Annotated in this window: 1 protein-coding gene; it reads right to left on the bottom strand. The window is 40.4% G+C overall.

The genetic code is table 11. The features are described from left to right. A partial coding sequence (locus tag L979_RS16535) for a hypothetical protein (protein WP_197052187.1) occupies nucleotides 1-495 on the bottom strand: 495 nt, incomplete at both ends.

Consider the following 495-nt stretch of genomic DNA (forward strand, 5'->3'; position numbering starts at 1 on the left):
CTTGACCAGCACCGCCTTGCACGTTAAATGTGTTATATGTTCTATTGTCGCTTGATACACTGTTAGTGCTTAAACCGTAACCGCTAGAAGATAAATTGACATCTGTTAAGCCTACTACCATAGAACCTTTGAATAGTCCGCCAACTTTACTTGCAACCCAATCAATTGAACCTTTGATATTTTTAATTGTATCTGTTACACCTCCAAGAACGCTGTCTATTGTATCTTTGACTCCTCCAAATATTCCGCTAAAGAAGTCGCCAATGCCCTTAAATACTCCTGTTATTGCATCCCAAGCATTTGAAGCAAATTTACCAAAAGCCTCGAATACTCCGCTAACTATATCTTTAGCACCGTCAAACGCTCCCTTAAAGAAATCAGCTACTCCGTTAAATACACCTGAAATTGCATCCCAAGCTTTTGAAGCAAAGCCACCAAGAGCGCTAAACACTCCGCTAACGACACTGCGAACAGAATTGAATATGCCACTAAAGA

The organism is Kocuria sp. ZOR0020, assembly GCF_000800955.1.
In the GTDB taxonomy this organism is placed as follows: Bacteria; Actinomycetota; Actinomycetes; order Actinomycetales; family Micrococcaceae; genus Kocuria; species Kocuria subflava.